General features: G+C 61.7%; 24 protein-coding genes. 11 read left to right on the top strand and 13 right to left on the bottom strand.

What is annotated here, in order from left to right:
- Positions 1-410: 410 nt before the first annotated feature.
- The 7 genes from GGQ67_RS06645 to GGQ67_RS06615 all read right to left on the bottom strand — a co-directional run bounded on the left by GGQ67_RS06645 (position 411) and on the right by GGQ67_RS06615 (position 7,237).
- A complete protein-coding gene (locus GGQ67_RS06645; RefSeq protein ID WP_183899390.1) occupies positions 411-1,514 on the bottom strand; it encodes a branched-chain amino acid ABC transporter substrate-binding protein in 1,104 nt (367 codons plus the stop codon).
- Positions 1,515-1,810: 296 nt separating this feature from the next.
- On the bottom strand, positions 1,811-2,872 hold the full coding sequence (locus tag GGQ67_RS06640; RefSeq protein WP_183899389.1) for an alpha/beta hydrolase family protein: 1,062 nt from the start codon (positions 2,870-2,872) through the stop codon (positions 1,811-1,813).
- Positions 2,873-3,107: 235 nt separating this feature from the next.
- A complete protein-coding gene (locus GGQ67_RS06635) occupies positions 3,108-3,425 on the bottom strand; it encodes an ArsR/SmtB family transcription factor (protein WP_018897310.1) in 318 nt (105 codons plus the stop codon).
- A 93-nt stretch (positions 3,426-3,518) separates the two neighbouring features.
- Positions 3,519-4,274, bottom strand: a complete 756-nt coding sequence (locus GGQ67_RS06630; protein ID WP_183899388.1) for a HugZ family pyridoxamine 5'-phosphate oxidase — start codon at positions 4,272-4,274, stop codon at positions 3,519-3,521.
- Between the two features lie 31 nt (positions 4,275-4,305).
- The gene (choV, locus tag GGQ67_RS06625; RefSeq protein WP_183899387.1) at positions 4,306-5,358 is read right to left on the bottom strand and encodes a choline ABC transporter ATP-binding protein; all 1,053 of its coding nucleotides are present in this window, start codon (positions 5,356-5,358) and stop codon (positions 4,306-4,308) included.
- A complete protein-coding gene (choW, locus tag GGQ67_RS06620; protein WP_183899386.1) occupies positions 5,355-6,200 on the bottom strand; it encodes a choline ABC transporter permease subunit in 846 nt (281 codons plus the stop codon). The genes choV and choW overlap by 4 nt, the downstream gene beginning before the upstream one ends.
- An 80-nt stretch (positions 6,201-6,280) precedes the next feature.
- On the bottom strand, positions 6,281-7,237 hold the full coding sequence (locus GGQ67_RS06615; protein ID WP_183899385.1) for a choline ABC transporter substrate-binding protein: 957 nt from the start codon (positions 7,235-7,237) through the stop codon (positions 6,281-6,283).
- Positions 7,238-7,471: 234 nt separating this feature from the next.
- Between GGQ67_RS06615 and GGQ67_RS06610 the strand changes: the two genes are divergently transcribed.
- The 3 genes from GGQ67_RS06610 (at position 7,472) to GGQ67_RS06600 (ending at position 10,473) form a co-directional block, all read left to right on the top strand.
- Entirely contained in the window at positions 7,472-8,074 is a 603-nt protein-coding gene (locus GGQ67_RS06610; RefSeq protein ID WP_183899384.1) for a thymidine kinase, read from the top strand.
- 70 nt (positions 8,075-8,144) lie between these two features.
- Entirely contained in the window at positions 8,145-9,218 is a 1,074-nt protein-coding gene (locus GGQ67_RS06605; protein WP_183899383.1) for a hypothetical protein, read from the top strand.
- A gap of 124 nt (positions 9,219-9,342) precedes the next feature.
- Positions 9,343-10,473, top strand: a complete 1,131-nt coding sequence (locus GGQ67_RS06600) for a DUF2333 family protein (protein WP_183899382.1) — start codon at positions 9,343-9,345, stop codon at positions 10,471-10,473.
- 37 nt (positions 10,474-10,510) lie between these two features.
- Here GGQ67_RS06600 and GGQ67_RS06595 read toward each other — a convergent pair whose 3' ends face one another.
- Both GGQ67_RS06595 and GGQ67_RS06590 read right to left on the bottom strand, forming a co-directional pair.
- The gene (locus GGQ67_RS06595; RefSeq protein WP_183899381.1) at positions 10,511-11,230 is read right to left on the bottom strand and encodes a helix-turn-helix transcriptional regulator; all 720 of its coding nucleotides are present in this window, start codon (positions 11,228-11,230) and stop codon (positions 10,511-10,513) included.
- A 276-nt stretch (positions 11,231-11,506) separates the two neighbouring features.
- Positions 11,507-12,019, bottom strand: a complete 513-nt coding sequence (locus tag GGQ67_RS06590; RefSeq protein ID WP_183899380.1) for a TIGR00645 family protein — start codon at positions 12,017-12,019, stop codon at positions 11,507-11,509.
- A gap of 149 nt (positions 12,020-12,168) precedes the next feature.
- On the opposite strand from GGQ67_RS06590, the gene GGQ67_RS06585 reads away from it, so the two are divergent.
- On the top strand, positions 12,169-13,848 hold the full coding sequence (locus GGQ67_RS06585; protein ID WP_183899379.1) for a formate--tetrahydrofolate ligase: 1,680 nt from the start codon (positions 12,169-12,171) through the stop codon (positions 13,846-13,848).
- Between the two features lie 73 nt (positions 13,849-13,921).
- Here GGQ67_RS06585 and GGQ67_RS06580 read toward each other — a convergent pair whose 3' ends face one another.
- Positions 13,922-14,869 (bottom strand): extensin-like domain-containing protein, encoded by a 948-nt coding sequence (locus GGQ67_RS06580; protein ID WP_425503754.1) that lies wholly within the window; start codon positions 14,867-14,869, stop codon positions 13,922-13,924.
- A 262-nt stretch (positions 14,870-15,131) separates the two neighbouring features.
- On the opposite strand from GGQ67_RS06580, the gene GGQ67_RS06575 reads away from it, so the two are divergent.
- The 5 genes from GGQ67_RS06575 (at position 15,132) to GGQ67_RS06555 (ending at position 22,115) form a co-directional block, all read left to right on the top strand.
- A complete protein-coding gene (locus tag GGQ67_RS06575; protein WP_183899377.1) occupies positions 15,132-17,432 on the top strand; it encodes a TonB-dependent hemoglobin/transferrin/lactoferrin family receptor in 2,301 nt (766 codons plus the stop codon).
- A 249-nt stretch (positions 17,433-17,681) separates the two neighbouring features.
- Complete coding sequence (locus GGQ67_RS06570; RefSeq protein WP_183899376.1) at positions 17,682-19,871, top strand: anthranilate synthase; 2,190 nt, start codon at positions 17,682-17,684, stop codon at positions 19,869-19,871.
- Positions 19,872-20,155: 284 nt separating this feature from the next.
- Positions 20,156-20,392, top strand: coding sequence for a hypothetical protein (locus GGQ67_RS06565; protein ID WP_183899375.1), 237 nt, complete (start codon positions 20,156-20,158; stop codon positions 20,390-20,392).
- Between the two features lie 8 nt (positions 20,393-20,400).
- Positions 20,401-21,090 (top strand): DUF2161 domain-containing phosphodiesterase, encoded by a 690-nt coding sequence (locus GGQ67_RS06560; RefSeq protein ID WP_183899374.1) that lies wholly within the window; start codon positions 20,401-20,403, stop codon positions 21,088-21,090.
- 143 nt (positions 21,091-21,233) lie between these two features.
- Positions 21,234-22,115, top strand: coding sequence for a DNA-methyltransferase (locus GGQ67_RS06555; protein ID WP_183899373.1), 882 nt, complete (start codon positions 21,234-21,236; stop codon positions 22,113-22,115).
- On the opposite strand, the gene GGQ67_RS06550 is transcribed toward GGQ67_RS06555, so the two are convergent.
- Both GGQ67_RS06550 and GGQ67_RS06545 read right to left on the bottom strand, forming a co-directional pair.
- Complete coding sequence (locus GGQ67_RS06550) at positions 22,093-22,686, bottom strand: ScaI family restriction endonuclease (RefSeq protein WP_183899372.1); 594 nt, start codon at positions 22,684-22,686, stop codon at positions 22,093-22,095. The two genes, GGQ67_RS06555 and GGQ67_RS06550, sit on opposite strands and share 23 nt — an antisense overlap.
- Positions 22,686-22,904, bottom strand: coding sequence for a helix-turn-helix domain-containing protein (locus tag GGQ67_RS06545; protein ID WP_183899371.1), 219 nt, complete (start codon positions 22,902-22,904; stop codon positions 22,686-22,688). Before GGQ67_RS06545 ends, GGQ67_RS06550 begins: the two co-directional genes overlap by 1 nt.
- A gap of 312 nt (positions 22,905-23,216) precedes the next feature.
- Between GGQ67_RS06545 and emfA the strand changes: the two genes are divergently transcribed.
- Both emfA and queF read left to right on the top strand, forming a co-directional pair.
- The gene (gene emfA / locus GGQ67_RS06540; RefSeq protein ID WP_183899370.1) at positions 23,217-24,131 is read left to right on the top strand and encodes a CDF family cation efflux transporter EmfA; all 915 of its coding nucleotides are present in this window, start codon (positions 23,217-23,219) and stop codon (positions 24,129-24,131) included.
- Positions 24,132-24,596, top strand: a complete 465-nt coding sequence (queF, locus tag GGQ67_RS06535) for a preQ(1) synthase (protein WP_037184229.1) — start codon at positions 24,132-24,134, stop codon at positions 24,594-24,596. It abuts the gene before it with no gap.
- Positions 24,597-24,598: 2 nt separating this feature from the next.
- On the opposite strand, the gene GGQ67_RS06530 is transcribed toward queF, so the two are convergent.
- Positions 24,599-25,390: a glycosyltransferase family 25 protein gene (locus GGQ67_RS06530; protein ID WP_183899369.1), complete on the bottom strand. Its 792-nt coding sequence runs from the start codon at positions 25,388-25,390 to the stop codon at positions 24,599-24,601.
- Positions 25,391-25,468 lie beyond the last annotated feature (78 nt).

Raw genomic sequence — 25,468 nt, 5'->3', positions numbered from 1 at the left:
ACGGAATATGCTGTTGGATCTGATGAAAGACGCTATTCTCATGCCGCATGACATTGATCTCCAATGCGTGTCCAGAACGCCGCGAAACGTCTGAAGCCGAATAGAATCAATGTCATGCAACCTGTCCAGAGATTTAAACCGGACAGTAGTGGCCGTCGTGCCGAGGATCTGAGCACGTTGCCGCTAGTGCAACGTTTATGGATGTGATGGCTGACGCCCGCGGCCCGCTCGGGGTGGCTGGGTCGATGCACGTTGAATGCGTCGAGGCGTGGTTAGGTCCTCGGGACAAGCCCGAGGACGACGGTCGCGGGTGGATTGTCCGTGTCTTTGAACATCAAGGTCACGGCGTCGCCCAAAAACAAAACGGGCGCCCCAAGGCGCCCGTCCGTATGCGTATCGTCAAACCCGAATTACTCGGCGGAGACGATCTTGCCGGCTTCCCACTTGTAGAGGGAGAAGCTCTGCGAGGTCAGGTCGCCGGTCTCGCCGTAGGTCAGCTTGCCGATGGCGGTGGAGATCGGTTCGCCGGCCTTCAGAGCCTTGGCGACGGCTTCGGAATCCTCGGCGCTCTTCGCCTTCTCGATGCCGGCCTTGATGACTTCGACGGCGGCGTAGGCGTTCAGCGTGAAGGCTTCGGCCGGGATGCCCTTGGCCTTCAGCGCGTCGGCGGCGGCCTTGGAGTCGGCGCTCTTGGTGGCGTCTACGGCGTTGGTGAAGATGGTGCCGCCGGCGGCATCGGTGCCGATGTTCCAGAATTCGCTGTTCGACAGGCCGTCGCCGCCGATGATGACGGCGTTGACCGAGAGGTCACGCAGCTGGCGGGCGAGCAGGCCGCCTTCCGGGTGGTAGCCGCCGAAATAGACGACGTCGGCCTTTTCGGCCTTCAGGCGGCTGGTGAGCGCGCTGAAATCCTTGTCGCCGGGTGTCAGCGCGTCATCGAAGACTTCCTTGACGCCACCGGCGTTCAGGGTTGCCTTGAACGAGTCAGCCAGACCCTTTCCATAGGCGCCCTTGTCGTTGATGATGGCGATGCGCTTGTCCTTGAAGTTCTTCAGGACGTAGTTGGCGGCGACTTCGGCCTGCTGGTCGTCGCGGCCGCAGGTGCGCAGAACGTTGGCGAGGCCACGCTTCGTCAGGTCAGGGGCGGTGGCGGTCGGGGTGACCATCAGCACGCCGTTTTCGGCGAAGACGTCGGAGGCCGGGATGGCGACGCCCGATGTGACCGGGCCGACGACGAAGCGGATGCCGTCGCCGACGAGCTGGTTGGCGGCCGAGACGCCCTGCTTGGGCTCGCCCGCGTCGTCTGCGAATTTCAGCACGACCTGCTCGCCGAGGATGCCGCCGGCCTTGTTGATTTCGTCAACGGCGGTCTGGGCGCCGTTCTTCACCTGGTCGCCATAAGCGGCGACGGGGCCGGTCAGCGGCGCGATCAGGCCGATGGTGATATCCGCATGCGCCAGCGGCGCGAAGGCGAGCGAGGCGACGAGGGTCGCCGTCAGGGTCTTCAGGGTCATTCCGTTTCTCCTTGGATGGGTTTCAAGCCCGCGATTGTCCTGCCGCTGCGATCAATCCAGGCCGTACAAACATCCGTTCAGGGATGCGCCAAGGACGACGGACTGCGCGCGGCAAACACGCCCATCCGGCCATGTTTGGCTCGAAGGACGCATTGCAAGTTTATTAGGAATTTCGCGCCGATTTAGCAAGAAGATAGAATGACGATGGCGAATTGTGACGGATTCGATATCCGAGAGGTCGAAAATCACGGCTTCTTGGGTGAAAAGCCGTGATTTGTGGAGAAGACACCTCGGCGTCATCGATCGGCCAGCGCACTCCCGAGAAAGACCATTATTCTGTCACTCACGTCGCGATGGACCGCTTGTCGATCGGCGCCAGGCGCATCCCGGCAGACAATGCTCTCGCCAGGGGCCTCCTCTTCGATGAGCGCTGCCGCGCCCGGCTTGCAAAGCTGCATGAAACTGAAATGCAAGGCGCCCGGCACCAGGGCGAATTGCGTCGTGGTTGGCGGCAGGTGCTCGGCGAGATAGAAGGAGTCCTTATTGGTTGCGGCGATACTGGCTTTCTCCGCAGTCTCGGGATCGACGTTCTCGCCCGCGCCGAGGACAAGCACCGGAACCTTTACCGCAGCGAGGCTTTCCGACGTCAGGCCGCGTCCGGGGCCGAGGTCCAGCGTGACGATCGCCTTGATCCTGGCGTCGCCAAGATCCGCGCCAAGGGCTGCCATCGAGGCCGCGTCGCGGCCGACGCCCAATGCCGTGAACGTCCTGCAGTAGACGGGGCCGAACACGCGGGGGCAATCGTTCATGACCGCCCCGGCGTCAAACCGGCCGCCGGCGAGTTCCATCACGGTCCATCCACCAAGCGAGTGGCCGATGGCGCCGATGCGGTCCGGCGATACCGAGCCCGCAAGGCCGGGGTTTGCCAGAAGCGTATCGATCACCCGACTGAGGTCGCGCGGCCGCTGCCAGAGTTCGATAGTGTCGGGCGACCGCATGTCGAACGTGGTCGTACCGGGATGGTCGGGCGCCGCGACGACATAACCCTTGGCGGCAAGTTCGCCGGCAAGCCAGGCGAGGTTGCGCCAGTTGCCGCCATAGCCGTGAGAAAGCAGGATCAGCGGGCGCGGGCCGGGCGCGGGTTCGGCGTCGCGAATGACCGGGAGCCCGACGAAGGCCGGTGTCTCGCCGAGGTTTATAGATTCGGCGGTGGACGTCGTGGGATACCAGAGGCTGATGGACAATGGCGGACGAGCGCCTGTCGCGGCGATGGTGGTCTGCCGGAAACCTGGCGCGGCGAAGGCCGGGAAGGCGGAAAAGCTGGCGAGCAGGACGAGTGCGATCAGTCGTGTACGCATGCAATGATCTCCGATGGGAAAGGGCGCCCCATCCGTTTCAGGGAATTCGCTGCATGGAGACCGATAACGCGTTTCAGGTCCTGATTTTCTGGGGCCATCGACGCCCGTTCACCGACCGGTGCTTTAGCGCGCAAAAAAAGATCGGCAAACCTGAGGTCGCCGATCCGTCAATATGAAATGGTGCTGAAAATGGTCAGTCGCTCCGCATGGGAACGACCGGAAAGGCTTAAAGCGATCAGGCGGCCGACTTGGCGCGGACCGGTTCGGCGTAGATCTGCGTCAGGGTCTCGAGAATGCGGATGACCTGGTCGGAGGTGCTGGAGTAGTAGATCGTCTGTGCGTCGCGGCGGGTCTTGACCAGCTTCTGGGCGCGCAGCTTCGAGAGATGCTGCGACAGCGCCGACTGGCTGAGGCCGACTTCGGTGGCCAGCGCGCCGACGGGGATTTCGCCCTTGACCAGATTACAGAGGATCAGAAGTCTCTTGGGATTTGCCATGGCGGACAAAAGCGCGGCTGCAACATTCGCGTGAGCGGTCAAATCAATTGTGTCCATAATCATCTTCCCATGGAAACGGAATTCAAAAAAACGTCGGCCTGAAATCGCCGACGGTGAAAACTAGCAAGAGGCCTTCAAGATTGTATATAGCTAAATTTCAGGTATTGAGTATTTCATGTTAGATATATGTGAATAAAGTTCATCGCGGCTGTTCACGGGTGTGTCAAACTCGTGCCGCACCAGCAAATCGCCCGAAATCACATCAAAACCGGCGCAGTCGACTCCACAAATCGCCCATTTGGCCCCCATGCGTGCTTTATGTGTGATCGCTGTTTTCCTTGCCAAATCGGGCTCCAGCGCTAGCAAATCTTGCACTACCTCATTGGCGCAAGCCGCCAGTTCCTCGTTGGCGTCCGAGCGGATCATCAGCTCTTCTCCACCCAGAACATAGGCCCGGCCGAAGCCGCCATTGAGGCTGGCGCTCTCGGGAATCAGGCGGAAAAACCGGAAATCCGGGAAATCGACATAGAGTTTCGCCTTCGAATGACGGGCCAGAAAGCGATCACGAATGCGTGTGTGGATGGCGCTGCCGCGCTCGACAGCCGCCGCGCGGCACTGCGTCGTCAGTCGGGCATGGGCGAGCGGGTCGCCCTTGCCGGGCTCGCCGGTCAAAAGCGACGCGCGCGGATCGGCGTCGAGCGCACGGGTATGCGCCGAGAGGCCGGAGACGAGGATGACGGGAACGCCGTCTATATCGGTGCCGAGAAGCACGCGGCTGGCGAATGGGAAGCCGGTCTTCGGGTCGAGCACCGCGATGGCGGCGTAGCGGGCGGAGCGGAGAAGAGTGCGCGCCAGCCTGCGCGCCTCTTCGTCCGTTTCCCTGATGACGGAAGGCTGATCTTTCATGTCCACGTTCTGGCGGAAGCGGACGGCTCGATCAAGCCTGTTCTTTCTTGCGGTGCTGCGTCAGGCCGGCGACGACGTCCTGGGCGGAAATCGTGCCGATGATGGCGCCGTTCTCGACCACGCCGATGCTGCCCGGCTGGCGGGAAAGCGCGTCGAGAATGTCGATCAGCGGGGTCTCCGCCTTGGCCGTGCCGCTGACGCTGGCGCCGGCCGCTGCATCGCCGAGGCCCGAATGCATGACGTCGCGGGCGGTCAGCATGCTGATCGGGTTCATGTGCTGGACGAAATCGGCGACATACTGGTCGGCCGGGTTCTTGACGATGTCCTGCGGCGTGCCGCACTGGATGATGCGTCCGCCCTCCATGATGGCGATGCGGTTGCCGATGCGGAAGGCCTCGTCGAGATCGTGGCTGACGAAGAGGATGGTCTTCTTCAGGCGGCGCTGGAACTCGAGCAGTTCATCCTGCAGGCGGGTGCGGATCAGGGGGTCGAGCGCCGAGAAGGGCTCGTCCATCAGAAGGATCGGCGCGCCGGTCGCAAAAGCGCGGGCAAGGCCGACGCGCTGCTGCATGCCGCCGGAGAGCTCGTTGACCTTGCGATCGGCCCACTTGGTCAGGTTGACCAGCTCGAGCTGTTCGGCGACGCGCTTCTTGCGCTCGCCCTCGGCCATGCCTGCCAGTTCGAGGCCGAAGCCGACATTGTCGGCGACGGTGCGCCAGGGGAGGAGCGCGAACTGCTGGAACACCATCGAGACGGTGTGCATGCGCAGGTCCCGCAGGCCCTTGGCGGAGGTCTTGTAGGGGTTGACCGGTCCCGACGCGGTGTTGACGGTGACCTCGCCGCGAACGACCGGGGCAAGCCCGTTGACGGCGCGCAAAAGCGTCGACTTGCCGGAGCCGGAAAGGCCCATGAGCACGAGGATCTCGCCTTCCTGGATCTCCAGCGAGGCATCGGCGACGCCGAGCACCAGCCCGGTTTCGGCGCCGATCTCGTCGCGGTTCTTGCCCTTGTCGGCCAGGGCGAGCGCTGCTTCCGGCTTGTCGCCGAAGACGATGCTGACATTATCGAAGCGAACCGCGGTCATGCGCCGTCTCCTTCACCCGCCGCGCGGAACATTCGGTCGAGAATGATCGCCAGGATGACGATGCAGAGACCTGCCTCGAAGCCCTTGGCGACGTTGACGGTGTTGAGTGCGCGCACCACGGGGACGCCGAGGCCGTCGGCGCCGACGAGAGCGGCGATGACGACCATCGACAGCGACAGCATGATCGTCTGCGTCAGGCCGGCCATGATCTGCGGCGTGGCGTAGGGAAGCTCGACCTTGCGCAGCACCTGCATCGGGGTCGCGCCGAAGGATTCGGCGGCCTCGACCAGCGAGGGCGGCGTCGAGATGATGCCGAGGCGGGTGAGGCGGATGGGGGCGGGGATGGCGAAGATCACCGTGGCGATCAGGCCGGGCACCATGCCGAGGCCGAACAGGATAAGCGCCGGGATCAGGTAGACGAATGTCGGAATGGTCTGCATCAGGTCGAGCACGGGCCGAAGCAGCGAATTGACCCAGGGGCGGCGGGCGGACGCGATGCCGAGCGGAATTCCGACGACCATGCTGACGAAGGTGGAGGCGAGCACTAGCGCCAGCGTCGCGGTCGTTTCCTTCCAGTAGCCCTGGTTCATGATGAACAGCAGCCCGAGACAGGTGAAGACGGCGACGACGACCGAACGCCTCAGCCAGTAGGCGATGGCGGTGATGCCGAGGATGACGATCAGCGGGTGCGGCGTCTGCAGCACGAAGAGCAGGCCGTTGATGACGCGGGACAGGACAAAGGCAAGCTGGTTGAAGAACCAGTCGGCATTCGTGGTGAGCCAATCCACGAAGGCTTTCGCCCAGGGACCAATGGGGATTTTAAAGTCGGTGATCCAGTTCAAGGGCGTGCCTATCCAGAAAGAACAACAACAGGGGCGAGGACAGCGAAAGCGGGGCGGCCAGGGCCACCCCGCACTCGATATCAGAGGCCGAGGCTTTTCTTGACGGCGTCAACGCCGTCGCCGCTGCCGTCGAGCGTCTTGACGCCCTTGAGCCAGGGCTCGATCGCCGTCGGGTTGGCTTTCAGCCACGCCGTGGCGGCCTTTTCGGGCTCGTCGCCGTCGTTCAGGATCTTGCCCATGATCTGGTTTTCCATCGGAAGCGAGAAGACCATGTTCTTCAAGAGCGTGCCGACGTTCGGGCATTCGGTGAGATAGCCGGCGCGCACGTTGGTGAACACCTTGGCGCCACCGAAGTCAGGACCGAAAACGTCGTCGCCACCCGTCAGGTAGGTGAGCTGGAAGTTCTCGTTCATCGGATGCGGCGCCCAGCCGAGGAAGACGACCGGCTTGCCGGCCTTTTCGGCGCGGGCCACCTGCGCCAGCATGCCCTGCTCGGAGGATTCGACGACCTCCATGCCCTTCATGCCGAAGGTGTCCTTCTCGATCATGTTCATGACGAGACGGTTGCCGTCATTGCCCGGCTCGATGCCGTAGATCTTGCCTTCGAGATCGTCCTTGTAGGTGGCGATATCCTTGAAGTCCTTGATGCCGAGCTCGGCGCCCTTGGCGTTGGTCGCCAATGTGTATTTCGCGCCGGTCAGGTTCGGGCCGAAGGATTCGACCGACTTGTCGTCGATGAAGGGACGGACGTCCTTTTCCTGGGTCGGCATCCAGTTGCCGAGGAAGATGTCGATGTCCTTGTTCTTCAGCGACTGGTAGGTGACCGGTACGGAGAGAACCTTGACGTCGGGGCTGTAGCCGAGACCCTTGAGGATCACGGATGCGGTTGCCGTCGTCGCGGTGATGTCGGTCCAGCCCACATCCGACAAGCGGACGGTGGAGCAGCTGGCCGGGTCGGCGGAATAGGCGGCGGTTGCGACAGAGAGCGCGGCAACGGCCGTGGCGGTGATCAGTTTGAATGCGCTTGTCGTTTTCATTTATAGACTCCCAGTCTTACGTTCCCAAGCCAATCATCAATAGCCGAGTTTTACAAGCGACCTCAGTGTGTTTGCGCCGCATTGCCGTATCCGATTGCGACGTCGGGCATTTAATGGATTGCTTGAATTTCGTCGGATTTGCCGGGCGTTTCCGGCAATTTTCTGTGATTAACGGTGGCCGGGGGTTTTCTTGGCGGTGCCGAGCCACCAAGAAGCGGAGAGACGGAGAATGCAATGGCGAAGCTTTACTTCAACTATTCGACGATGAATGCCGGCAAATCGACGATGCTGCTGCAGGCCGCGTATAATTACGAGGAGCGTGGCATGCGCGTTCTCTTGCTGATCGCGGCGTTCGACGAACGGGCCGGCAAGGGCGTCATCGGCTCGCGGATCGGGCTCCAGGCGAACGCCGTCGCCTTCGAGCAGGACGCGGATCTGCTTGCGCTGATCGCCGAGCAGGGGGCTGCGGGCGAACCCATCGCCTGCGTCTTCGTCGACGAAGCGCATTTCATGACGCGCGAGCATATCTGGCAGCTGGCGCGCGTCGTCGATCGGCTCGATATCCCGGTCATGGTCTACGGACTGCGCACGGATTTCCAGGGCAAGCTGTTTCCGGCCTCGCAGGAGCTGATGGCGATCTCCGACGAGATGCGCGAGGTGCGCACCATCTGCCATTGCGGCCGCAAGGCGACGATGGTCGTCAGGCTCGACGGCAACGGCGCGGTGGCACGGGAAGGGGCGCAGATCGAGGTTGGCGGCAACGAGAAATATGTGTCGCTCTGCCGCCGTCACTGGGACGACGCCATGAACGGCGAATGGGTCGCCGAGAGGGCCTGAGCAAGGCGCTGCTTCCATTTGAGACTGAACGGCTCTAGTTTGGCGGCATTCGATTCATCGGGGATATCGGGTGCGCAAGCCTGTCTCGTTCGACACCACATTTGATGCCGCCAGCGCCATCGCCGACGAATTGCCGGTGAAGGTCAAGACATGCGCCGATTTCGTCGGCGAGTTCGCTCGGCACCCGACCGACATCGACGACGAACGCTTCCTTGTCGAAAACGAGCGCTTCCAGGGCTTTTCCGCCGACGCCAGGAACCTGGCGGAGCTGCTTGCCGAACTGGTGGCGACGCTGGATGCGATGACCGTCAAGGTGTCGTCCGATCTCGACAGTTTCCGGGGCCTGACGGCGACCGAGCGGTTCATCGGCCACTTCTCGCGCCAGCGCATGTGGCGGCGCCACAGCAGCCGTGTGCGGGCGGCGCCCGTGGTCGAGCGGCTGCGCGACCTGATGGTCAAGTCCGACAGCGTCGCCGGGCTGATCACGCGTCACCGCGCGGTCGTGGTCACCGCCCACAAGGAGGCCGAGGGCCGGCTGGTCGATATCGTCGAGCGCCGGCGCCGGCTGGTCGACGACATCGACATCGCCCGCATCCGCATCAAGGAGCTCAACGCCAAGGCGCTGACGACGCAGGGGCGGATCGGCGTCTACGGCAGCAAGGCCGAGTGGCAGCGGATGGAGGAGGAGCGCCAGGCGCTGAAGGCGCAGGCGGACGAAATCTCCACCCGCGAGCACGAGCTACGCGACGAGAGCCAGCGGCGCGAGCGCTTCATCGGGATATTCCAGCTGCTGGTCGACGGGCTCAACACCGAGATCGGCCAGTGCAACACGCTGATGCGCAAGCTGATGATCGATACGGAAGAGCGCCTCCTGATATATCAGGCCCAGGTCGATACCGATATTCCGGGCTCGAAGGTGAAGATCTCGTCGGAGCTGTTTCCCAGCATCGCCGACGCCATCGTGCTGTTCGAACGCGACATGCTGCTGCCGCAGGAGATCGAGCATCGCAAGCGGACGGCGGACGCGCAGTTCGGCAAGAGGTTTCCGCTTTATGCCCACCAAAATGAAGGTGCGTCGGGCGCGCCGCTGATCGACACGACGAACATGTCGGGGAAGCTGCGCTTGCGGATGCCGCGTCTATAGACGTGCCCGTCTTCAGGATCGGCGGAAGAAACAATAATAACAGCATGATGTTGCCGTTTGAGATGCGGATGCATATCTGAGAGCGGGTAAAACACGCGCTTTGGGCTGCAGAAGGGAATGGGCGATGCTTGACGGAATCTCCGGTTTTTTCAGATCGATCGGCCGGGCGATTGGTCGTTGGGCGCGGCTTTTCGTGGCCTGGGCGTTCTGGCCGTTCCTCGCGGCGCGCGGCTGGTACATTCAGCGCGGCTGGCTGGTAAGGCTTCCCGTTATCGGCATCCTGGCGCTGCTCGTCCTGCTCTACGGCTATTTCCTCGTGCAGACGCAATCGTGGACCGGCTTCAATCCGTCCTTCGTCGACCAGTACAAGCTCGCCGAGCGCAAGGTTCCCGCCGGCCAGGAAATCCCGGCCGCTGACGGCGCGAGTGCGCCGGCGACAAAGACCTGCCAGCGTGCGGCGATCGTCGATGTCGTGGCCGATCTCACCGATTTCAACGTCAACCAGAACGCATGGATCTCCTCCATGCTGCTCTATCGCCTCGGTTTCTTCGGGATCGACTGGGACAACACGCCGTTCCTCGACAACAAGGCCTCGTTCCAGCGCGGCGTGAACCAGGCGGTGCGCCGCACCTCCGTCGAGCTGGTCGATACGCTGGGGCGCGTGCGCGGCACGTCCGGCATCAACGGCGACCTGCAGGATGCGCGCGGCAAGCTGCAGTTCGACGAGTTCAGCTGGTATTTCGGGGTCAATCCGTTCGGTCCGAAGACGCCGACGCCGAGCTACTATCGCTCGGCGATCAACAGCCTTCGCAAGTTCAACACGGATCTGTCCAACTGCAACGCCGTGTTCGACACCCGCGCCGACAATCTCATCCAGTTCATCGACCGTATCGCCAACGATCTCGGCGCGACATCCGACATGCTGGCGGAGCGTTCGGCCAACTCCGCGAGCGGCTGGTTCGATACGCGCGCCGACGATCGCTTCTGGTTCGCCTATGGCCAGCTCTACGGCTACTACGCCATTCTCGCCGCCGCCCAATCGGACTTTTCGCGGGTGATCGCGGAGCGCAATCTCGGCGCGCTCTACGGCGTGACCAACGCCCAGTTCCAGGCGGCGCTGCGCATCCAGCCGGCGATCATTTCGAACGGCCGCGAGGACGGCTGGATCATGCCGAGCCATCTGGCGACGATGGGCTTCTATATTCTGAGGGTGCGCTCGAACCTGGTGGAGATGCGCGCGGTGCTCGGCCGATAAGGGCGAGCCTTGCCGCGCCGGCTCCGGTGGCGCGGCGTCAGTTGATCAGCTTGTAGCGGATCGCCTTGGCGACCAGCTGGGTGCGGTTGACGCAATCGAGCTTCTTGATGGCGCTGGTCATGTAGGCGTTGACCGTATGGTCGGAGAGCGACAGGATCTGCCCGATCTCGATCGAGGTCTTGCCCTGCGACGTCCAGCGCACGACTTCGCGCTCGCGCGCCGACAATGGCGGGTGGTCGCTGATCTTGGCGGACTTGACGAGATTAAAGGCGTCCAGCAGGTGTAGCAGGATCATGCTCACTTCGTTGATCTCCGTCTGTCCAAGCGGCGCGCGCGTGCCCGACAACCAGAACAGCAAACGGTGACCATCCGCGGAATGCATGGGAACGGCGACGCCCGCCCGCATGTCGTGGGCGCTCTTCAGCTCCTCCAGTTCCGGCGGGAACATGTTGGAGCCATCGCGCAGGTTCCAGCAGCGGGGCAGGGCCGAGCCCGACATGCCGGTCGAAAACATTGGAAGCTGCATGAAGCGGGCGCGATCGAAGCCGCTGATATAGGCGGCCGGCAGATTGGTTTCGATCAACAGCGACTTCAGAAGAAAGCTCTCGGGCGTCGGTGCGTCCATCAGCGTCGCGTATTTGAAACCGAAAGCTTCGGCGGTACGAAACATTGCCTGGACGAATGCCGGTCTAGTTTTCACTGCTGCAATTTCAGCCGTCAATACTGACTGCCTCTCCGAGGTAGCTATGTAAGACATCAATCAATTCCCGCCAGCCTGCCACTCAAGCCATAAGATCGACTATCTGATATATTTGCTAGCCACAATTTGTGCGGCGCACCGCTATTAGATTAATGTGTTATAATTTAAACACGAAAAATCTTCCATCGGTTGTTATTAGTAAATATTAAAACAACTATGTATTGTTTTCTCGGTGTCGAGCGCAGGAATTTTCTTCACTAGCAAATCACAAGGGTATTATCTGCCTTGCGCGATATGTCGCAGGCGGCAAGACCGCCCGCGAATCAGTTTTCGTCAGACCTTCGAACTGTCCTTGTTTTTCCGCATCAGCTGCTCGAGGAAACCGAGCATGACGGCGGAGACGACGAAGGCCATGTGCATGATGGTCAGCCACATGATCTTGCTGTCGGTGAACTGCTCCGAATTCAGGAAAACCTGCAGGAGGTGGATCGACGAGATGGCGACGATCGACGAGGCGACCTTGATCTTGAGGCTGCCGGCATCGAGCTTGCCGATGAAGGAGACGTCGGCCTCGCTTTCGTCGAGGCGACTGACGAAATTCTCGTAGCCCGAGATCATCACCATAACGATCAGGCTGGCGACCAGCGCCGCGTCGATGAGGCCGAGCATGGCCAGGATCATTTCACCTTCGTCATAGGTAAAGACGTTGGAGGCGACCTTCAGGAACTTGTAGCCGAAGGACACGGCGTAGACCGCCAGCGAAAGCGCCAGACCAAGATAGAAGACGACGAGAATCCAGCGGCTGGAAAGAATGATGCGCTCGACGATGAGCTCGAGTGATTTCATGGTTTGTCCCCGTAAGTGCTAAATCAACGCTTGGTGATAGAGGCTGCGGGTGTCCGTGCGCAACCGGCGGGGTCGCAAACTTTCGGTATATTTCACCGGGCCATTGGCATAAACGTGACGTTCGAACGACGAAAAGGTCTGGGGGCGGCATGGCTGAGTATAAAACCGACATCGAGATCGCGCGCGCCGCGGTGAAAAAGCCGATCTACGAGATCGGCGACCGGCTCGGAATTCCGGCGGCCCAGCTCTCGCCCTATGGGCACGACAAGGCGAAGATCAGCGCCGAATTCACCACCGCGCAGGCGGGCAAGCCAGACGGCAAGCTTATTCTCGTCACCGCCATCAATCCGACGCCGGCCGGCGAGGGCAAGACGACCACGACCGTCGGGCTCGGCGACGGGCTGAACCGGATCGGAAAGAAGGCCGTCATCTGCGTGCGCGAGCCCTCGCTCGGGCCGTGCTTCGGGGTCAAGGGCGGGGCGGCCGGCGGCGGATATGCGCAGGTCGTGCCGATGGAGGATATCAACCTCCACTTTACCGGCGATTTCCACGCGATCACGGCGGCCCATAACCTGCTTTCGGCGATGATCGACAACCACATCTACTGGGGCAACGCGCTCGATATCGACGTGCGCCGCGTCACCTGGCGGCGCGTGATGGACATGAACGACCGGGCGCTGCGCGAGATCGTCGCCTCGCTCGGCGGCATCTCCAATGGCTTTCCGCGCGAGAGCGGCTTCGACATCACGGTCGCCTCGGAGGTGATGGCGATCCTGTGCCTGGCCTCCGATCTTCAGGACCTGGAAGAGCGCCTCGGCAACATCATCATCGGCTACCGTTTCGACAAGACAGCGGTTTTCGCGCGCGACCTGAAGGCGGACGGCGCCATGGCCGTGCTTCTCAAGGATGCGATGCAGCCGAACCTGGTGCAGACACTGGAGAACAATCCGGCGCTGGTGCATGGCGGCCCGTTCGCCAACATCGCCCACGGGTGCAACTCCGTCATCGCCACCAGGACGGCGCTGAAGCTTGCCGACTACGTGGTGACGGAGGCCGGGTTCGGCGCGGATCTCGGGGCGGAGAAGTTCTTCGACATCAAGTGCCGCAAGGCCGGGCTGAAGCCCGATGCGGCGGTGATCGTGGCGACCGTGCGCGCGCTGAAGATGAATGGCGGTGTCGGCAAGGGCGATCTCGGACGCGAGGATGTCGGCGCCGTGACGCGCGGCTGTTCCAACCTCGGCCGCCATGTGGCCAATGTGCGCAAGTTCGGCGTGCCGGTCGTGGTCGCCATCAATCACTTCGTTTCCGACACGGATGCCGAGGTGCAGGCGGTGAAGGCCTATGTCGCGCATCTCGGCGCCGAGGCGATCGTCTGCCGGCACTGGGCGGAAGGGTCCGTTGGTATCGAGGAACTGGCGTGGAAGGTGGTGGAGATGGCGGAATCGGGCGATGCCAGGTTCGCGCCGATCTATCCCGACGCCATGCCGCTGATCGAGAAGATCGAGGAAGTAGCCGCCCAGATATATCATGCCAGCGAGGTGAGCGTGCCGAAGACGGTGCGCGACCAACTGAAGGTCTGGGAAGAGCAGGGCTATGGCCATCTGCCGGTCTGCATCGCCAAGACGCAATATTCGTTCTCGACCGACCCGAACCTGCGCGGCGCGCCAGAGGGGCATGTGGTTTCGGTGCGCGAGGTCAGGCTGTCGGCGGGCGCCGGCTTCGTCGTCGTCATCACCGGCGAGATCATGACCATGCCCGGCCTGCCGAAATCGCCTGCCGCCGAGCGCATCCACCTCAATGAAGAAGGCGCGATCGAGGGGCTGTTCTGACCTTCCGCCTGGACTGAAGACGCTCGGATTCCGATTCACCTCATCCCGGCAAGCCACTGACATTTCTCGATTTTCAGCGGCAGTAGCGGTAGCCGCCATTGCGTTGCAGGACGTCGAGATGGAAGTGCTTCTCATGGGCGGCGTCGCTTTCGGGATCGAGCACGGTGGTGAAGTACAGGCAGCCGGCGGCGCTGACGGCGCGCTGGAAGGCGCCGATCAGGGTCGAATCCTCGCGCCTCGGCTTGACCGCGACATCCTCGCCCTTCTCGAAGCCGAAGCTGGCGATATCAACGGCGTTGCCGCGCGCGTGTTCGGAAATCTTGCCGGTTTCGGCGCTGTTGCGCAGGCGGCAGATATAGGTGGAGGCCTGGTTGATGGTGGTGATGCGGCCCTGATCAGGGGCGGCGACGGCGGCCGCCGGGACCACCGTCTGCTTCATCCAGCGGGCGAGCGCCAGCGCGGCCGGGCAGCGCATGACGCCATCCGGCTTCAGCTTGATGCCGGGCAGGGCTTCACTGACCTTGATCGGCTTGTCGATGCCGCAGCCGTTGCCGTCGTCGATGCGGTCGAGATCGGTGAAGACGACGCCAAGGCTCTCCAGTTCCTTGACGCATGCCGAGTGGTCGGCATCGCTTTCCGGCTCGATCGTCAGGTTCTGGGCCTCGAGCGTCTGCTTTTCGGGCAGGTTCGGTCCCTGTACCTCGCGCTTGGATGGGGCGGCGTCCTTGCTCGTCGTGTCGGAGGAGGGCTGTTCGCCTTCGGTGGTGTTCGCGCCGGGCTTCGACATGTCAGACTTCGGCGTGTCGGGCTTCGCGTCTGACTCGTTACGGTCGGGCTCATTGGTGTCGGGTTTGGGCAGCGGCTTGGGCGCGACCTCAACCTTCGCCGGGTCCTCGGACTGCTGTTCCAAAGGCTTGTCGCCGGGCTTCACTTCGGGTCTCGGACCGGTCTGGGGCAGGCCGGCGCCGGTCAATATGATGAGGCATAACAGTGCTGTCGCGATCTGGCCCGTCTTCTTCACGCTTCCATCCATCGTTTCATGCCCAGCGGGATAACAACGTATGGGGGCGGATTTCGTTGCAATTTCGCAACGTTGATCGCCATGATTAAAACATGACTACTTATATCATGATATGTGGGCGGAATATATTGACAACCATACTCATGTTTTTTATGCGGCAAGAAGTAGGCGGAATTCTTCGCCGAGACACCTAGCCAGCCCCTCCAAGCGCGGATGCGCGACGACCAGCCAGCCCGGTACTTTTTTCATTGAGGGGTTGATTATGGTTATCCGACATTGGCGCGCGGCGCTTTTGGTGGGCACGGCGTTCGTTCTTGCCGGTCCGGTCTCGCAGGCGCTGGCGCAGAGCGCGCAGACGACGACGACGCCGGCCGCGACAAGCGACGGCGAAACGACGCTGCAGAAGATCGTGGTGAAGGGCAAGCGGGTCTCCGCCGCGCCGGAGCCGGGCAGCGTCACCGACACGCCGCTCGCCACCGAGACGACAGCCGCCGAGATCGAGAACAAGCAGATCACCAGCATCGGCGATCTTGGCCGCATCGCCGAGCCGGGCGTCAACTTCAACCGCAACACGGGTGGCGTCAACATTCGCGGCCTCGAGGGCAGCCGCGTGCTGACGACCGTCGACGGCATTCCGCTGACCTTCCTGTCGGATGCGACGCGCAGCGCCACGGGTGGCGTCGATACCTTCGATTTCTCGTCGCTTTCGGCCGTCGACGTCCTGCGTGGCGCCGATTCCAGCCGTGCCGGGGGCGGCGCGCTCGGCGGTGTTCTCGCCGTGCGCACGCTGGAGCCGGAAGACCTGATCGAGGAAGGCCGGGACTGGGGCGGCATCGTCAAGTACACCTACGACAGCTCCGACCGCAGCTCCGCGCCATCCGCGGCGATCGCCAAGCGCATCGAGAACACCTCGATCATGTTCCAGGGCGGCTACAAGGCCGGCAAGCAGACCGACAGCCAGGGAACCGTCGATACCTACGGTGCGACCCGCACGGCCCCGAACCCTTCCGACTACCAGCAGCACAACCTGCTGTTCAAGCTGCGCCAGCAGCTCGAAGGCGGCCACACGATCGGCCTGACGGCGGAGAGCTACCGCAAGGATCGCGATACCGACGCGAAGACCAACCAGGTCAGAGTTCTGGGGCCGCGCGATCAGTATCTGCCCGGGAACTATCTCACCAATGATGCCACCGCGCGCGATCGCGTTTCGCTGGACTACAAGTTCCAGTCCGAGAGCGACGACAGCCTTGTCGATGCCGCCTGGGCTTCGCTCTACTGGCAGGATCAGACGCGCGGCACCGGATATAACGGCTATCGTTCCACCTCGGTCGTCGGCCCGATCGGCCGCCTCAACGAGTATAACGAACGCACGATCGGTCTCGTCGGCGCGCTGGAAAAGAACGTCGATACCGGTTACCTCGACCATAATTTCGTCTTCGGCTTCGACATTGCCCGCAGCATCGACGAGCAGTATTCGTCGGGTTACGACAGATGCCCGGCACCGCTTGCGAACGGCTCTTATCCGGCCGGATACACCGCGTGCGCCAACCTGCACACCAACCAGGCCGATACGCCGAAGGTGGACAGCGGTCGGATCGGTCTCTATGTCGACGACAAGATCAATTTTGGCGATACAGGCTTCTCGGTTACGCCCGGCGTGCGCTTCGACTGGGTCAAGCATGATCCGAAGATGACCGATGCCTTCGCCGAGAACGCTAACAATCCGGCGCTTCCGAACAGCTTCGATGACACGGCGATATCGCCGAAGGTCCGGCTGGAGCAGGAAGTCAACGATCAGGTCCTGCTCTACGGCCAGTGGGCCATGGGCTTCCGCGCGCCGACGGCCGGTGAACTCTACAGCAACTTCGGCGGACCGGGCACCTACCTGCGTATCGGCAATCCCAACCTGAAGTCGGAAACCAGCAATGGTTTCGAAGTCGGCGCCAAGCTCGGCGACGATGAATTCGGCGGCCGCGTCAACCTGTTCTACAACCGCTACCGCAACTTCATCGACACGACGAGCCTGAACGCCGCTCAGGCAGCCGCTCTCGGCTACAACCTGGCACAGTATCCGCAGGGCATCACGACCTACAACAATGTCGCCAACGCCGAGATCTACGGTACCGAAGTCTCCGTTCACAAGCGGTTTTCGAACGGCTTCCGCGCTCTGGCCGGCTTGGCCTACGCGGAGGGTAACAACCTCGATACGAATACGTTCCTGCAGTCGGTCGCGCCGCTCAAGGCCGTGATCAGCGTCGGATACGACACCGAGACATGGGGTGTCGGCCTGGATTGGACCGGCGTCAAGCGTGCGCGTGGCCAGACCATCGGAACCGCGACGTCGATGAGCTACTTCAGCACGCCGGGCTACGGCATCGTCGACCTGACCGCATGGTGGGAGCCCGAGCAGATCAAGGGCCTGAAGATCAACGCCGGCATCTACAATGTCTTCGACAAGACCTATTACGACTACGCCTCGGTGCGTAACGGTGGTTCGCAGCCTCGCGAATACTACTCCGAGCCGGGCCGTACCTTCAAAATCTCGCTCACGCAGCGCTTCTGACACGATCGAAAGGGCGGCCTCCGGGTCGCCCTTTTTCGTTGCCGCATTCGCCTCTTGCGCTCTCCTTGAACTCACGCTAACAATTCCGCCCATGAACATGTCCTTGAACATTGCAATCTGGTGGTGGGCTCGCTGAGGCGGCCTCGACCAATCGTGTCCAAAGACGACGATGAGCCGCCCGGAAAACACCAGGCGGCTTTTTTTGTTTTTAAGGCCGCCTGTCATCCGGGCCGATAACGGAGTGAAGCAATGGTAACGATCATCAGGGATGACGGAGCGGAGATCTACGAGACCAAGGGCGGCATCACGGTCACGCGGCAGCGCCGGGCGATCCCTTATGCCGACGCGGTCTCCTCCTATATCGACAAGCTCGACGAGCGCCGCGGGGCGGTATTCTCGTCGAACTACGAATATCCGGGCCGCTACACGCGCTGGGATACGGCCGTGGTCGATCCGCCGCTCGGCATTTCCTGCAACGGCCGCAAGGTCTGGATCGACGCCTATAACGAGCGCGGCGAGGTCATTCTCGGCTTCGTCACCGAGCGGCTGAAGACGATCTCCGAGCTGGAACTGGGTGCGGCGACCAGGCGGCGGCTGGATCTCACCGTCAAGGCGCCCGACCGGGCGTTCACCGAAGAAGAGCGCTCGAAGATCCCGACTGTTTTCACCGTGCTGCGCGCCGTTACCGATCTCTTCTATTCACAGGCCGATGCCAGCCTCGGGCTCTACGGCGCCTTCGGTTACGATCTCGCCTTCCAGTTCGATGCCATCAACCTGAAGCTGACACGTCCCTCAGACCAGCGCGACATGGTGCTTTATCTCCCTGACGAGATTCTGGTGGTCGACAATTATTCGGCCAAGGCCTGGATCGACCGCTACGATTTCGAAAAGGGCGGGCTGACGACCGAGGGCAAGGCCGGCGATATCCCGGCCGAGCCGTTCCGGCGCACCGACACGATCCCGCCGAAGAGCGATCACCGCCCCGGCGAATATTCCGAGCTGGTGGTCAAGGCGAAGGAAAGCTTCCGCAAGGGCGACCTCTTCGAGGTCGTGCCCGGGCAGAAGTTCATGGAGCGCTGCGACAGCAAGCCTTCGGATATTTCCAAGCGGCTGAAGGCGATCAATCCGTCGCCCTATTCCTTCTTCATCAATCTCGGAAACCAGGAATATCTGGTCGGCGCTTCGCCGGAGATGTTCGTGCGCGTGTCGGGCCGCCGCATCGAGACCTGCCCGATCTCGGGCACGATCAAGCGTGGCGACGATCCAATCGCCGATAGCGAGCAGATCCTGAAGCTCCTGAACTCGAAGAAGGATGAGAGCGAGCTCACCATGTGCTCGGATGTCGACCGCAACGACAAGAGCCGCGTCTGCGAGCCGGGTTCCGTCAAGGTCATCGGCCGCCGGCAGATCGAGATGTATTCGCGCCTCATCCACACGGTCGATCATATCGAGGGACGCCTGCGCGACGACATGGACGCGTTCGACGGCTTCCTGTCTCATGCCTGGGCGGTTACCGTCACCGGCGCGCCGAAGCTTTGGGCCATGCGCTTCATCGAGAGCCATGAGAAGAGCCCGCGCGCCTGGTATGGCGGCGCGATCGGCATGGTCGGATTCAATGGCGACATGAACACGGGGCTGACGCTGCGCACCGTGCGTATCAAGGACGGGATCGCCGAAGTCAGGGCAGGGGCAACGCTCTTGAACGATTCCATCCCCGAGGAAGAAGAAGCCGAAACCGAACTGAAGGCCTCCGCCATGCTCTCCGCCATCCGCGATGCCAAGGCCGGCAATACGGCCAAGGCCAGCCGCGACGTCGCCACCGTGGGCAAGGGCGTCAAGATCCTGCTGGTCGACCACGAAGACAGCTTCGTGCATACGCTCGCCAATTACTTCCGCCAGACGGGCGCCGAGGTTTCGACCGTGCGTTCGCCGGTGCCGGAGGAGATCTTCGACCGGCTCGATCCCGATCTCGTCGTGCTTTCGCCGGGCCCAGGGAACCCGAAGGATTTCGACTGCAAGGCGACGATCAAGAAGGCGCGCGCCCGCGACCTGCCGATCTTCGGCGTCTGCCTCGGCTTGCAGGCGATCGCCGAGGCCTATGGCGGCGAGCTCCGTCACCTGGCGCTTCCCATGCACGGCAAGCCGTCGCGCATCCGCGTGCTGGAGCCGGGCCTGGTATTCTCCGGCCTCGGCAAGGAAGTCACCGTCGGCCGCTACCACTCGATCTTCGCCGACCCCTCGACCCTGCCGCGCGATTTCATCATCACGGCGGAGAGCGAGGACGGCACGATCATGGGCATCGAGCACGCCAAGGAACCGATCGCGGCCGTGCAGTTCCATCCGGAATCGATCATGACGCTCGGCGGCGACGCCGGCATGCGGATGATCGAGAACGTGGTGGCGCATCTGTCGCGCAAGGCGAAGACGAAGGCGGCCTGAGGTCGGCCGCTAGTTGTTTGCGAGGTTGGTGGGTGTGATACCCCCCTCTGGCCTGCCGGCCATCTCCCCCACAAGTGGGGAGATTGGCTGGGCGCGGCCGCCTGCTCCTACCTCAACGTTTTGGCGATGACGCCGCAACGAGTCGATCTCCGCCCTTGTGGGGGAGATGCCCGGCAGGGCTGAGGGGGTAACGCAGCCTCGACCCATGCTTTCACCCGCCCAGACCATTGACATCCGTCCCCAAATCAGAACGTTTCAGGAACGATCAATCGGGAATCCTGCGCGTGTCCACTGGTGAAAAGTTTATCGTGATCCCTTACCGCAGCAATCGCGGCAAGCTGGTGCCCGGCGAGATGCGGCAGGCGTCGAACCCGATCAGCGCGGAGAAGATCGCGTCCGCCATGGCGGAGCGCTTCGCGGGCGTGGCGGCCTATGCGATCACCGTCGACGAGGAGACCGGCGACATGCTGTCGCCACGGCTGCTGGCCCAGTTCGGCGAGATCGCCGATCTCAATCCGTAAACCTTACCATGGAGACGTCGCTCTATCCGCCGGTCAAGGCCTTTCTGGAGGCGGCCGGCTATGTCGTGAAGGGGGAGGTCGCAAGCTGCGATGTCGTGGGGCTGAGCGACGGCGAACCGCCGGTCGTTGTCGTCTGCGAATTGAAGATGTCGTTCAATCTCGAGCTTATCCTGCAGGCGGTCGACCGGGCGGCGATGGCCGATGAAGTCTGGATCGCGGCGAAGGTCTCGGCCAAGGGCCGGGGGCGGGAGGCGGACAGGCGTTATCGCGATCTCTGCCGGCGGATGGGGATCGGCATGCTCGGGATATCCGATACCGGCGAGGTCAGCGTCATCGTCAGCTCCGTATCGCCGATGCCGAGGACCAACCCGAAGCGGCGCACACGGCTTGTCAGGGAGCATCGGAAAAGACAAGGCGATCCGGCGCTCGGCGGCGCCACGCGCTCGCCGATCATGACCGCCTACCGGCAACAGGCGCTGATCTGCGCCTCGGCGCTGCAACAGGGGTTGGCGCGGCCGCGCGACATGAAGACATGGGCGCCGCAGGCGGGCCGCATCCTGCTCGACAACGTCTATGGCTGGTTCGACCGGCAGGGGAAGGGCGTCTATGCGCTGAACGAGGCCGGCGAGGCGGCATTGCTGCGCTGGCCGCAGACGGTGGTCGTGGTTGGTGGCGATGCGGGTGAGGGCGGGGAATAGCGGGGGCTGTTTCCCACACCGCCCAAGGGGTTGAGATCGTGGCGTCGAAAACCAGTGCACATGTCTTGATTTGCGCGCCCCAATCATTGACTCGATGGTGCCTCACTTTATGATGACTATAAGTTCCATTCGATAGTGACGAAATGCAGCCAGATTTTTCCGCGATTAGAGCATCCCTTGGCCGTCCTGCCTATGAGGACGAGGACGTCCTTCTATACCATGGCGACTGTTTTGATTTGATGAGGCGGATGCCGTCTGAATCGGTTCCACTTACGGTGACGTCGCCACCCTATAACATCGGTAAATCCTACGAAAATAATCGATCCGTAGAGGACTATATCAAGTGGACGGCCGATTGGGTTTCTCTGGTTCATGAACTCACGACACAGTCGGGTGCGTTCTGGTTGAACGTCGGCTATATGCCTGTCCCTGAAAAAGCCAAGGCGATGCCTCTTGCCTACCTTATATGGGATAAGATTCCATTCTTCATGATCCAAGAGGTCGTCTGGAATTACGGAGCGGGGGTTGCGGGTCGGCTTTTCCTTTCGCCACGTAATGAAAAATTTCTCTGGTACGTAAAAGACGCCGAGGAATACGTCTTCAATCTCGATGATATCCGCGATCCGGACGTAAAATATCCGAACCAGAAAAAGAATGGAAAGCTGAAGTGCAATCCGAACGGAAAAAATCCCTCTGATGTCTGGCAAATCGCAAAAGTTACATCAGGAGCAAATCGGTCCTCAAAGGAACGAACCGCTCACCCAGCGCAATTTCCTCTGGCCTTGGTAAGCCGAGTGATCCTTGCGTCCAGCAACCGGGGCGATGTGGTGCTTGACCCATTTGCCGGGTCGGGATCTACGTTGGAGGCAGCCGCCAGGCTGGGGCGAAAGGCAATCGGATTTGAGATCGATTCAAGTTACGTGAACATGGCTGCCAGACGCCTGAAAAACATGCGTCAGTCTCAAGAGATTGAACACGACCAAGCCAAATTGCCCTTCGATTTCAGATCGACCCTCGAATTGTGATCAATTTCAGTCTAGCCAGGCCGACCCCAATCGATGCCTGTTGTCCGGTCGGTTGGGCTTGTCCGACCCAATCGTCATCATCGATCCAACCAAATCGAACGTTGATAATTTCTCTGGAACTGTTGTCTTCCGTCGGCAGCTTGTAGTTTATCACAAGGTAATACCCGGAACGAAACTTTGTCCTGCCCTCGGCGCGATGCCCCGTGCTTCTGTTTCCGTAGAGACCTGACCGGCTTGACGAGGTTTTGATTTCAAATGAAAATTTGAGATCGGTTTCACAAATAATATCTTTTTCAGTTTTAGTCCGGCCGCCTCGCCAGCCCTCAAGCGATTTTTGCATTTCGACAGCAATCAAGCGCTCCAACAAGACCCCGGTCGCTTGGGCTGGAAGCAAAATATCCGTCCCGATCTTGAGGCCGCTTTCACCAAAGCTGGAATTAAACAGGTTGCTCCACGCGCTGTCCACGAATTGGAGCAACTGATCCGGCTGAAGTGGAAAAACGTCCACCAGCCTTCGTGTAATCTCAGGCCATTCCTCGCGCGGGTGACCGGCATATGGCGAAACCAGCATCAGACGACACCGCGCATCAAATCCGAGGCGGTAATGTTGAGTGCTTTTGCAATGCAGAGAATATTGTCGAGGCTTACATTGCGCTCGCCACGCTCGATGCCACCAACATAAGTTCTGTGAAGGCCAGCCTGCTCAGCCAGTCTTTCCTGTGAAATTTCCAGTTCTTGTCTGCGGTTCCGGATGTTCTTCCCGAAAGCCGTGCGCCCATCGTTCTGCATGGGACGAAACTGGCGAAATGATGACTATAGGTCTACAGACTATATGTATCATTCAGATCGGGAATTTGATGATCCAGATGTCTTCCAGATTGCTTGGTTTGCAGTTTGTCGATGCCTCAATCAGGCCTGCTGCATGTCGTTCCAGGTTCACCACCCACTTCCACTTTGACAAATCGCCATTTTGGGCGCATATCCCCAGCAATGGCCGCCTGCGCGATTTTCGCGCGGGCGGTTTTGCGTTTGAACGGCATTGTTTCTGCAATTCGTTCGCATCCGCACCGGTTTGGACATCGCACAGGCGGAGGGAGAGAGATGAGCGGACAGGGCAACCTCACGGTTCGGAAGCTGGCATTCTGGAGCATCCCGATGTCGCTCGGCGTCATGGGGCTGAAGCTGGTGGCCTGGTGGGTCACCGGGTCGGTGGCGCTTTTGTCGGACGGGCTGGAATCGTCGGTCAACGTCGTCGCCGCCTTCATCGCCTTCTTCGTCATCCGCTACGCGCAGCGGCCGGCCGATCACGACCATCATTTCGGTCACCACAAGGCTGAATATCTTTCGGCCGTCACCGAGGGCGTCCTGATCGTCGTCGCGGCGCTGCTGATCGTCCAGGCGGCGGTCGGCCATCTCGCCAATCCGCGCATGCTCGATGCGCCGGTGCTCGGCCTTGCCATCAACTTCCTCGCCGCCGTGATCAATGCCGTTTGGGCGCAGACCCTGATCCGGACCGGGCGCAAGTATCGCTCGGCGGCGCTGACGGCCGATGGCCAGCATGTCATGTCCGACGTGATCACTTCCATCGGCGTTCTGATCGGCCTTATTCTGGCGCTGGCGACGGGCTATGCGATCTTCGACCCGCTTCTCGCCATTCTCGTCGCCATCAACATCCTGTTTCAGGGCTGGAAGGTGATCTCGCATTCGATCGGTGGACTGATGGACCAGGCGGTCGAGCCGCAGGAGGAGGAGGCGATCAAGCAGGCGATCGCCACCCATGCGACGGGCTCGCTCGGCGTGCACGACCTGAAGACGCGGCGCGCCGGCACCGTCACTTTCGTCGATTTCCATCTTGTCGTGCCGGCCGCGATGTCTGTAAGGCAGGCGCACGATATCTGCGATTGCCTCGAGGATGCCATCCGCGCCACGCATCCGGGCGCCAGCATCGCCATTCACGTCGAGCCGGAGGGTGAAACCGCCCACGGCATCCGCGTCAAAGTCATCAAGGAGGCTTGAATGCCCAATACAGACGTCTCCAGCCTGTCCATGCTGGGAAAACAGACCGAAGCGCCGACCTCGCCGGAAACGGCGGTGCTCGAGAAGGTGCCCGCCAGCAATGCCGGCACCGATTACGTCGTGCGCTTCACCGCGCCCGAATTCACCTCGCTCTGCCCGATGACCGGACAGCCGGATTTCGCCCATATCGTCATCGATTACATCCCCAACGAATGGCTGGTGGAATCCAAGGCGCTGAAGCTCTTCCTGCATTCCTTCCGCAACCACGGCGCCTTCCACGAGGATTGCTCGATCTATATCGCCAAGCGGATCGTCGAGCTGCTCGATCCGAAGTGGCTGAGGATCGGCGCCTACTGGTATCCGCGCGGCGGCATCCCGATCGACGTGTTCTGGCAGACCGGCAAGCCGCCCGAGGGCGTATGGCTTCCCGACCAGGGGGTCGCGACCTATCGCGGTCGCGGCTGAAATCAATCGGCGGGCTTGGCGGGATCGGCGGGGAAACTCGCGCGGTCCATGCGCAACGGCCGCCTCTCGCTCCTGAGCCAGCCACGGATCAGGTTGCGGGCCCTGATGCCCTCGATCTTCAGCCTGAGCAGGTTCTTGCGCAGCTTGCCCGGCTTGAAGGCGCGGTCGATCGACTTGCGGATGAAGGCCGCCTTGTCGGCGCTGCCGTCGAGGAACTGCATCTGGATGATCGGGGCGGGCTCGATCTGGTAGGCCTTCAGCCAGGCGCGGTGCCAGATATAGGCGTCGAGCAGGCCGTAGGTTTCGGTATCCTTCAACATGCGCGCGGCGGCACCCGGACCGACGACATAGCCTGCCAGGCCAACCCGGTTCTGGAACACGCGCCGGGCGCAATAGATGCCGTCGGTCCAGAGCGGCCGTTTGGCCAGGATATGATCGCGCGGCGCGAATTCGAGATCATAGGCGATGTCGTCGGCGTCCGGGCGCGCCTCGATGCCGGCAAGGGCGTCGGCGATGCTTTCCGACAGCACCGCGTCGTCCTCCAGGATCAGCATGCGTTCGCCACGGTCGATGACCCTGCGCCAGGCGATGCGATGCGAGGTGAAGCAGGCGATATCCTCGCGCAGCGTCGGGCTCGGCCAGCTGTTTGCCGCCTTCTGGCACTCCTCCGGCGTCAGGTCGCGGGCCTCGAAGGCATCGAGAAACTCGAAATCGAGGCCCAGCGCCTGCATCTGCCGCGTCTGAAAGCGCCGCCTGGTGTCCTCGGCCTTGCGGCTGATGATGAGGGTCTTCACTGCTGTCCCGCCCGATATAGTCTTCTGTTCGATGATCGGGGCGGACCTTATCGATGCGGCAAGCGCTTATCAATCGGC

The sequence above is a fragment of the Rhizobium metallidurans genome (assembly GCF_014196505.1).
Taxonomy (GTDB): Bacteria; Pseudomonadota; Alphaproteobacteria; order Rhizobiales; family Rhizobiaceae; genus Rhizobium; species Rhizobium metallidurans.
This window is presented reverse-complemented; position numbering and strand designations above follow the sequence as displayed.